This window comes from Caproiciproducens sp. MSJ-32 (assembly GCF_018918055.1).
Lineage (GTDB): Bacteria > Bacillota > Clostridia > Clostridiales > Clostridiaceae > Clostridium.
Genome location: NZ_JAHLPS010000104.1, coordinates 21,578 through 29,401 on the forward strand (window position 1 = coordinate 21,578; position 7,824 = coordinate 29,401).

10 protein-coding genes are annotated in these 7,824 nt (G+C 30.2%); 9 read left to right on the forward strand and 1 reads right to left on the reverse strand.

Features of this window, described 5'->3' with window-relative positions:
- The first annotated feature begins 3 nt into the window (after positions 1–3).
- From KQI16_RS11260 to KQI16_RS11295, 8 genes are all read left to right on the forward strand, one after another.
- Positions 4–378 (forward strand): ribosomal-processing cysteine protease Prp, encoded by a 375-nt coding sequence (locus KQI16_RS11260; RefSeq protein ID WP_216434519.1) that lies wholly within the window; start codon positions 4–6, stop codon positions 376–378.
- A gap of 1 nt (position 379) precedes the next feature.
- The gene (rpmA, locus tag KQI16_RS11265; protein WP_216434521.1) at positions 380–679 is read left to right on the forward strand and encodes a 50S ribosomal protein L27; all 300 of its coding nucleotides are present in this window, start codon (positions 380–382) and stop codon (positions 677–679) included.
- A gap of 215 nt (positions 680–894) precedes the next feature.
- On the forward strand, positions 895–2,184 hold the full coding sequence (gene obgE / locus KQI16_RS11270; protein WP_216434523.1) for a GTPase ObgE: 1,290 nt from the start codon (positions 895–897) through the stop codon (positions 2,182–2,184).
- Positions 2,185–2,205: 21 nt separating this feature from the next.
- Positions 2,206–2,496, forward strand: coding sequence for a ribosome assembly RNA-binding protein YhbY (gene yhbY / locus KQI16_RS11275; protein ID WP_216434525.1), 291 nt, complete (start codon positions 2,206–2,208; stop codon positions 2,494–2,496).
- A gap of 13 nt (positions 2,497–2,509) precedes the next feature.
- The gene (gene nadD / locus KQI16_RS11280; RefSeq protein ID WP_216434526.1) at positions 2,510–3,106 is read left to right on the forward strand and encodes a nicotinate-nucleotide adenylyltransferase; all 597 of its coding nucleotides are present in this window, start codon (positions 2,510–2,512) and stop codon (positions 3,104–3,106) included.
- A gap of 37 nt (positions 3,107–3,143) precedes the next feature.
- Positions 3,144–3,719: a bis(5'-nucleosyl)-tetraphosphatase (symmetrical) YqeK gene (gene yqeK, locus KQI16_RS11285; RefSeq protein WP_119866117.1), complete on the forward strand. Its 576-nt coding sequence runs from the start codon at positions 3,144–3,146 to the stop codon at positions 3,717–3,719.
- A 26-nt stretch (positions 3,720–3,745) separates the two neighbouring features.
- Entirely contained in the window at positions 3,746–5,095 is a 1,350-nt protein-coding gene (locus tag KQI16_RS11290; RefSeq protein ID WP_216434527.1) for an LCP family protein, read from the forward strand.
- Positions 5,096–5,145: 50 nt separating this feature from the next.
- Positions 5,146–6,045, forward strand: coding sequence for an RluA family pseudouridine synthase (locus KQI16_RS11295; protein ID WP_216434529.1), 900 nt, complete (start codon positions 5,146–5,148; stop codon positions 6,043–6,045).
- Positions 6,046–6,220: 175 nt separating this feature from the next.
- On the opposite strand, the gene KQI16_RS11300 is transcribed toward KQI16_RS11295, so the two are convergent.
- Positions 6,221–7,510, reverse strand: a complete 1,290-nt coding sequence (locus tag KQI16_RS11300; RefSeq protein WP_216434531.1) for a D-alanyl-D-alanine carboxypeptidase family protein — start codon at positions 7,508–7,510, stop codon at positions 6,221–6,223.
- 120 nt (positions 7,511–7,630) lie between these two features.
- Between KQI16_RS11300 and KQI16_RS13130 the strand changes: the two genes are divergently transcribed.
- Positions 7,631–7,824: IS1/IS1595 family N-terminal zinc-binding domain-containing protein (locus KQI16_RS13130; protein ID WP_286172843.1), on the forward strand; the 194-nt coding region annotated here is incomplete at its 3' end.

The window sequence follows — 7,824 nt, forward strand, 5'->3', positions numbered from 1 at the left end:
ACTATGATTAAGATAGAAATTTTAAAAAAAGAAAATTCAACGGTTGGATTTAAGATATCTGGTCATGCTTTATCTCAAGCAGAAATGAAAAAAAGTTCTGGACTGTATGATTTAATATGCAATTCTGTTTCTGTACTATCACAAAGTGTAGTTATAGGAATAGAGGAAGTCCTAGGAATTAAGACCAATTATGAAATGAGAGATGGATATTTATACTTAAATATTTCAAATCTTAAATCCGAAGATATAGATAAATGTCAGCTTTTACTTTTGACTTTTGAAAAAAGTATTGAAAGTGTGATAGAATCTATAAAATTAAATTTTGGGAAAAAACAAGATGCTGAATATATAAGATTGGTTAAAGAGGAGGTGTACTAGTATGTTAATAATGAACCTTCAATTATTCGCTCACAAAAAAGGGGGCGGTAGCACAAAGAACGGTAGAGATTCTGAAGCTAAAAGATTAGGAGCTAAAGCTGCTGACGGAGAATTTGTTTTAGCTGGAAATATTTTAGTTAGACAAAGAGGAACAAAGATTCATCCAGGTCTAAACGTAGGTAAGGGTGGAGACGATACTCTTTTTGCTAAAGAAGACGGAATAGTTAGATTCGAAAGAATGGGTAGAAATAAGAAGAAAGTAAGCATTTACCCTGTAGATGTTGAAGCTATAGCAGAATAATATTTATTTAATAAAGCACCCTAGTTTAAGGGTGCTTTATTTTGTAATATCAGTAATGGGCAATTGACAATAGATAATCCCTTTTCATTGTACATTGTCAATTGTCCATTTGTAATAATAAGAAATATATTTCTTATGTTATAATAAAGGATAGAAATTATTGAAATAATATAAATAATAAATTAAGAGTTATTTTAAGAAAGATAGGTGAGTTTATGTTTATAGATAAGGCAAAAATATTTGTAAAGTCCGGGGATGGCGGAAATGGTGCTATTTCATTTAGAAGAGAAAAGTATGTCCCTCTAGGTGGTCCAGATGGAGGGGATGGAGGCCGTGGCGGCGACGTTATATTTAAAGTTGATACAGGCTTAACAACTCTTTTAGATTTTAAATATAAGAAGAAGTTTATAGCTGAAAATGGTGAAAATGGCCAAGGTTCAAAATGTTATGGAAAAGATGGAAAGGACCTATACATAAGGGTACCAATGGGTACTATAATAAAAGACTTTGAAACAGGAAAGATAATAGCAGACCTTTCTCATAAAGATGATGTGTTTGTAATTGCTAAAGGTGGAAAAGGCGGAAAGGGAAATTGCAAATTCTGTACTCCAACAAGACAGGCACCAAACTTTGCAGAACCAGGAATGCCAGGAGAAGAAAGATGGTTAATTTTAGAATTAAAATTATTAGCTGATGTAGGTCTTGTAGGATTTCCGAATGTAGGTAAATCAACCTTGTTATCTACTGTTACTGCAGCTAAACCAAAGATAGCAAACTATCACTTTACAACTTTAGTTCCAAATTTAGGAGTTGTTAAAGTAGAAGGAATAAATTCCTTTGTTATGGCTGATATTCCTGGAATAATAGAAGGAGCAGCAGAAGGAGTAGGTCTTGGTTTAGAATTCTTAAGACATATAGAAAGAACAAGAATACTTATTCATATAGTTGATATATCAGGCATAGAAGGAAGAGATCCCTTTGAAGATTTTATTAAAATAAATGAAGAACTTAAGAAATATTCAGTAAAGCTTTGGGATAGACCACAAATTGTAGTAGCTAACAAGGCAGATATGTTGTATGATGAAGAAGTTTTTGAAAACTTTAAGAAAAAAGTTAATGAATTAGGATTCGATAAAGTTTACAAGATGTCTGCAGCTACTAAACAAGGAGTAGATGAAGTTATTAAGGAAGCAGCTAGAATGCTTTCAGAAATTCCAGTTACAGAATTAGAAATACCAGAAGAAGAAAGATTTATTCCAGAAGAAAAGAGATTTACTTATGAAATCAATATAGAAGATGGAGATGAAGGAAATAGAGTATTTGTTGTTTCTGGAAGCTTTGTTGATAGATTATTAAGTGCAGTAAATGTTAATGAAGTTAACTCTTTAAGATATTTCCATAAGGTATTAAGAAATAAAGGAATATTAGATGAACTTAGAGAAATGGGAATAGAAGATGGAGATATAGTAAGACTTAACGATTTTGAATTTGAATATATTATGTAGTAAATGAAAGGAAGATGTAAAATGATAACAGGAAAACAAAGAGCCTTTTTGAGAGGTCTTGCAAATAGTATGGATCCAATATTCCAAGTAGGAAAGTATGGATTAGAAGAAAATTTTTTAAAACAGATAGATGATGCTTTAGAAGCTAGGGAATTAATAAAAATAAAGGTGTTAGAAAATAGCGGATTAGCAGCAAGAGAAGTTTCAGACGAAATATGTTCAAAATTAGGCTGCGAAGGAATTCAAGCTATAGGAAATAAAATTGTTCTTTATAGAAAATCCTCAAAAAAGCCAAAGATAGAGCTGCCATAAAAGGTAATGCAATATGAAAAAAATAGGAATTATAGGTGGAACCTTTAATCCAATACACTTGGCTCATTTATATATTGCCTATGAGGCTAAGTCACAACTTAAATTAGATAAGGTAATATTTATGCCAGCAGGAAGCCCTCCTCATAAAAAGAATGAGGATATTTTAGGGGCTTCCTTAAGATATGAAATGGTAAAAAGGGCTATAAAAGGCTTTGAGGACTTTGAAGTAAGTGATTATGAAATATTAAAAGAGGGATATAGCTATACCTATGAGACTTTAGAATACTTTAAAAGTGAAGATAATGAACTTTATTTTATTACAGGTGCAGATTGCTTATTAGATATAGAAAAGTGGAGAAATCCAGGAAAAATATTTGAACTTTCTAATTTTGTAGTTTTTAATAGAGCAGGCTATGATTATAAGAAGTTAATAGAGCAAAAAAATAAAATTAATATAAAATTCAATACAAATATAAGATTTTTAGATATAATTAATTTAGAAATTTCATCATCTATGATAAGAGAAAGAATAAAAGAAGGAAAAAGGGTTGATTTTTTTCTTCCAAAGGTAGTTCTTGATTTTATAATAGAAAATAGAATATATAAATAAGATGAGATTATAATAAATTATATTTGAGGAGAATTATATGCTTACAATAGATGAAATGAAACAATATCTAAAAGAAAATTTACTTGAAAATAGATATAATCATACCTTAAGAGTAATGGAAACAGCAATTAAGCTTGCAGAAATTAATAATATAGATATAGAAAAAGCAAAGATAGCTGCCTTAGGCCATGATATAGCTAAAAATATGACTATATATGACTTAAAGGAATTAATAGAAAAAAATAATATAGTCCTTTCAGCAGATGAGGAAAAGGCACCAGAACTTTGGCATGCTATGGTATCCCCAATTTTAGGTAGGGAAGTATTTAAAATAGAAGATGAAGAAATCTTAAGTGCAATGAGATGGCACACAACAGGAAAAGAAAATATGACTAAGTTAGAGAAAATCATATATATAGCCGATATGATAGAGCCTGGAAGAAATTTTAATGGAATAGAAAAATTAAGAGAAACAGCTTTTAAAGATTTAAATGAAGGGCTTTTAAATTGTTTAACACATAGTCTTAAATATCTATTAGATAAGGGATTTCCTATTAATATAAATAGTGTAAAGGCTAGAAATTATTTATTGCTCAATAAGGACACTATTTAATAAGAAAAATTGGGAGTGGGGTTAAAATGGATAATAATGAAAATCTTCGAAGAAATGAGAGAAGTTCTGCTATAGAGGAAAGAAAAAGGAAAAGAAGACTTGAGGCAATAAAAAGAAAAAAGCAGCAAAAAAGAAGGAGAATAATATTTACTATAGCTTCAATTATTTTAATAATTATTCTTGGAACTGTTGGTTATTTTTATTCCTTTTTAAACAGCCTGAAAGCCAATACTTTAGGAGATGCAGTGGAACCAGCTTCTTCTACTGAACCAGTTAATATACTTTTATTGGGCATGGATATAGGGGATGTAGAGAATATGGAAAATACTTCTGCAAGAAGAACTGATACTATAATGCTAGTAAATTATAATCCTAATACCAAAAAGGTAAACCTAGTTTCAGTACCAAGAGATACCTTAATTGAAGTAGATGCATATTTAGATACAGGGGAATATCAAAGATATTGGAAAATAAACTCAGCATATGCCATAGGTGGTCAAGAAGAAATAATAAAGCATATTGAGGGGTTATTAGAAACAAGAATAAATTATATTGTTGAAGTAGATTATAAGGCTTTTAGGAATATTGTAGATGCATTAGGCGGAGTAGAAATGTATATAGAACAGGATATGTATTATGATGATGATGCCCAAAATCTGCATATACATTTTAATGCAGGGGAAACAGTGCATTTAGATGGACAAAAAGCTGAGGAATTCTTTAGATGGAGAAAAAATAATGATGATACTGGGCTTGCAGATGGTGATATAGGAAGAATAAGTAATCAACATGCCTTAATGAAAAAACTAGTAGATAAAGTATTAAGTCCAACTACAGTTTTAAAAATACCAGAACTTCTTAATATTGTGAGTGAAAATATAAAAACAAATATGGATTCAAAAACAATGACTTCTTTGGCGTTAAAAATAATGAAGCTTAAACCTGCAGACATAGTTATGAATACCTTACAAGGAGTAAATGAAGACATATATGGTCAATCTTTTTATGTAGTTTATAATGATATGAATAGGGACTTAATTAATGCTATAAATTCTGAGAATTCAGAAGATGCAGCATTAACAACATCAGTAAAAAGAGAAGATTTAAAACTGTTAGTTTTAAATGGAACACAGATAAACGGTTTAGCAGGAACTACAAGAGATAAACTTATTTCCTTAGGTTATGTAAATGTTGATATTGGAAATGGAGATCCAACAGAAGAAAGTGTAATTCAACTATCCAATAATGACTATAAGAATTTAATATCAAAAGATATAAAGATAGATAATTTTTCTAAAAAGATTAATAAGGAATATGAAGAGTATGACATAGTAATTTTATTAGGAACAGATTATAACCTTTTTGGAGAAAATTGATTAATTGACAATTGACATAGGTCAATTGTCAATTGTTTTAAGGAGGTACTATGAGCGTAATAAAAAAAGAAGTTCCTAAGGAGTTTGAAGGTAAAAAAATTAGAGAATTTTTGAAGGAAGATCTAGGTTTATCTTCAAGGCTTATAAGGGGGGCTTCAAAGGATAAAAGAATATTTATTAATAATAAAGCTGTTAAGATGAATCATATTTTAAGGGAAAAGGATTTAGTTTTAATTAGATTAGATAAAGAAGAAAGTCAAAATATTGCTCCAGAAAAAATGGATATAGAGGTAGTTTATGAGGATGATGATATTATTGTTGTGAATAAAAAGCCTAATATGGTAGTTCACCCAACTAAGAGACATCAAAGCGGAACCTTGGCCAATGGACTTATGTATTATTTTAAGGAAACTAATCAAAAATGCATAGTAAGACTAGTAAGCAGGCTAGATATGGATACATCAGGACTTATAATAATTGCTAAGAATCAATATGCTCATATGGAATTATCTAAGGAAATGAAAAGTGATGATTTTCAAAAGAGATATCTTGCAGTAGTACATGGACATATGGAAAAGTTAGAGGGGACTATTAATCTGCCTATATATAGACCTGAGGAAGAAGGCACGATAAAAAGAATTGTAGATGAAAGAGGTCAGGAAAGTATAACTCATTATAAAGTTGTGGAAAGATTTAAAGATGGAGATTTGATTGAATGTCTTTTAGAAACAGGCAGAACTCATCAAATAAGGGTTCACCTAAGTCATTTAGGCCATCCAATATACGGAGATAGCTTATATGGATATGAAGAAGATATTGAAATAATAAATAGGCAGGCCCTTCATGCTTATGGATTAGATTTTAAGTCTCCAAGAACAAAGAAAGTTCTAACCCTTAGAGCAAAACTTCCAGAAGATATGGAGAAACTTATAGAAAAACTGAGAAAGTAATTCAGTTAGGAGTTAGAAGTTAGGAGTTAGGAGTTAGGAGTTGTAGCCCGGAGTTTGGAATTTAAGCCCTTTAAAAATTAAGGAAGATGATTTTTACTTGAATAAAAATCATCTTCCTTTTTATATTTGTACAATTCTTAACTTCGCACTCCAAACTCCGCACTACTAACTGATTTTATCTGTATCTTGTTTTAGCTCTAAATTTTGGTCTTCTTTTCCTTACTCTTCTATATCTAATTGTTTGGATTATACTACTTATTATGTATAGGATAAGTATAAAAATTAATACAGTCAGAGCAATATTTAATAAATTAAGAGACTTAAAGGATTTAAATAGTGATGTATTTTCATAACTTGCTCCACTTAATAAATCGATTGAAGAAATCGTTTTTCCATTTACACTGACTGTAGCAGTGAAAAGGGCCTCACCTTTATTAATTACGTCTATTTCCTTTGAGTTAATTGATGAATTGTCATAGTTAATATTATAAGAAGGAGTGCTTTCTAAACGGCGTTTAGTATAATAAACATCCTTACTTGATAATAGAGGAAGAACATTTTCATCATCAATACTTAAGCTAGTAAGAACTTCATTACTGTTTATTAATTTAACAGTTTCAAAATTATCAAAACCATAATCAAATAAAGGTCCTATGTTTGAATAAAAGTTATTTTTATCTGTGGCATTTAAAAATGCAGCTACTAATAACTGTCCATCTTTTAGGGCAGTAGCTGTATAAGTATGATTAGCTTCTGGAGTATATCCATTTTTTCCAGTATAGGCATATTCATAGTAATAAGTATATTCGTTAAATAGTTGATTTCTATTTATAGCCCATTTTTCATCTCCATTAGAAAAGGGATGATTTTCATATTTATGTGAATCTATTCTTGATATTCTAACAAAGTCTTTATTTTTAGTTGCTTCATTCATTATAAGAGCTAAATCATAAGCTGTAGTTAAATGACCTTCTTCATGAAGTCCATGAGGATTTTTAAAAGTTGTATCTAGTGCTCCGATTTCTTTGGCTCTTTTATTCATCATTTTTGCAAATTCTTCTACAGAACCTGCAACATGTTCTGCTAAGGCTACAGCACAATCGTTTCCTGATTCAAGTAGAAGACCTATTAAAAGTTCTTCAACAGTATAAACTTCCCCTCCAGCAATTCCTATGGCAGAACCATCAACAAGGGTTGGATTTATACCTATTGTAACCTTATCTGTAAGCTTCGTATTTTCTAAAACAATTAAAGCTGTCATTACTTTAGTTGTTGAGGCTGGCTCGAATTGAAGATGCTCATTTTTTGAGTAAAGAATTTCTCCAGTTTTTCCATCCATTAAAATTGCACCTTCAGAATAAACTTCTGGTAAAGCAGTTTCAGCCTTTACAAAGTTACTTGAAAAGGAAACAAAAAAAATAGTACATAAAAATACCCTTAACATATTAGTAAATATTTTTCTCATATTATATCTCCCAAATATATTTATAGTTCTGTTAAGTTATATGATATTTGAATTTCATCCCTCCTTAGAGTATCTTAAATATAGCAACACCAAAAATACCTCCGAAGGAGAGATGAAATTATGTGCAAATTAGTGAATAAAATTACATGTCCAAGATGCCATAGTCATAACCTTTATCGCTTTGGTAAAGATAAGGCAGGTAATCAAAAATATCAATGTAAAGACTGTAGACGTCAGTTTACTTTTGAAGATTGTAGGGGTAAGAAAAATCGTATATTGAGAGGATATCCTCGTTGTCCTGTTTGTGGTAATGG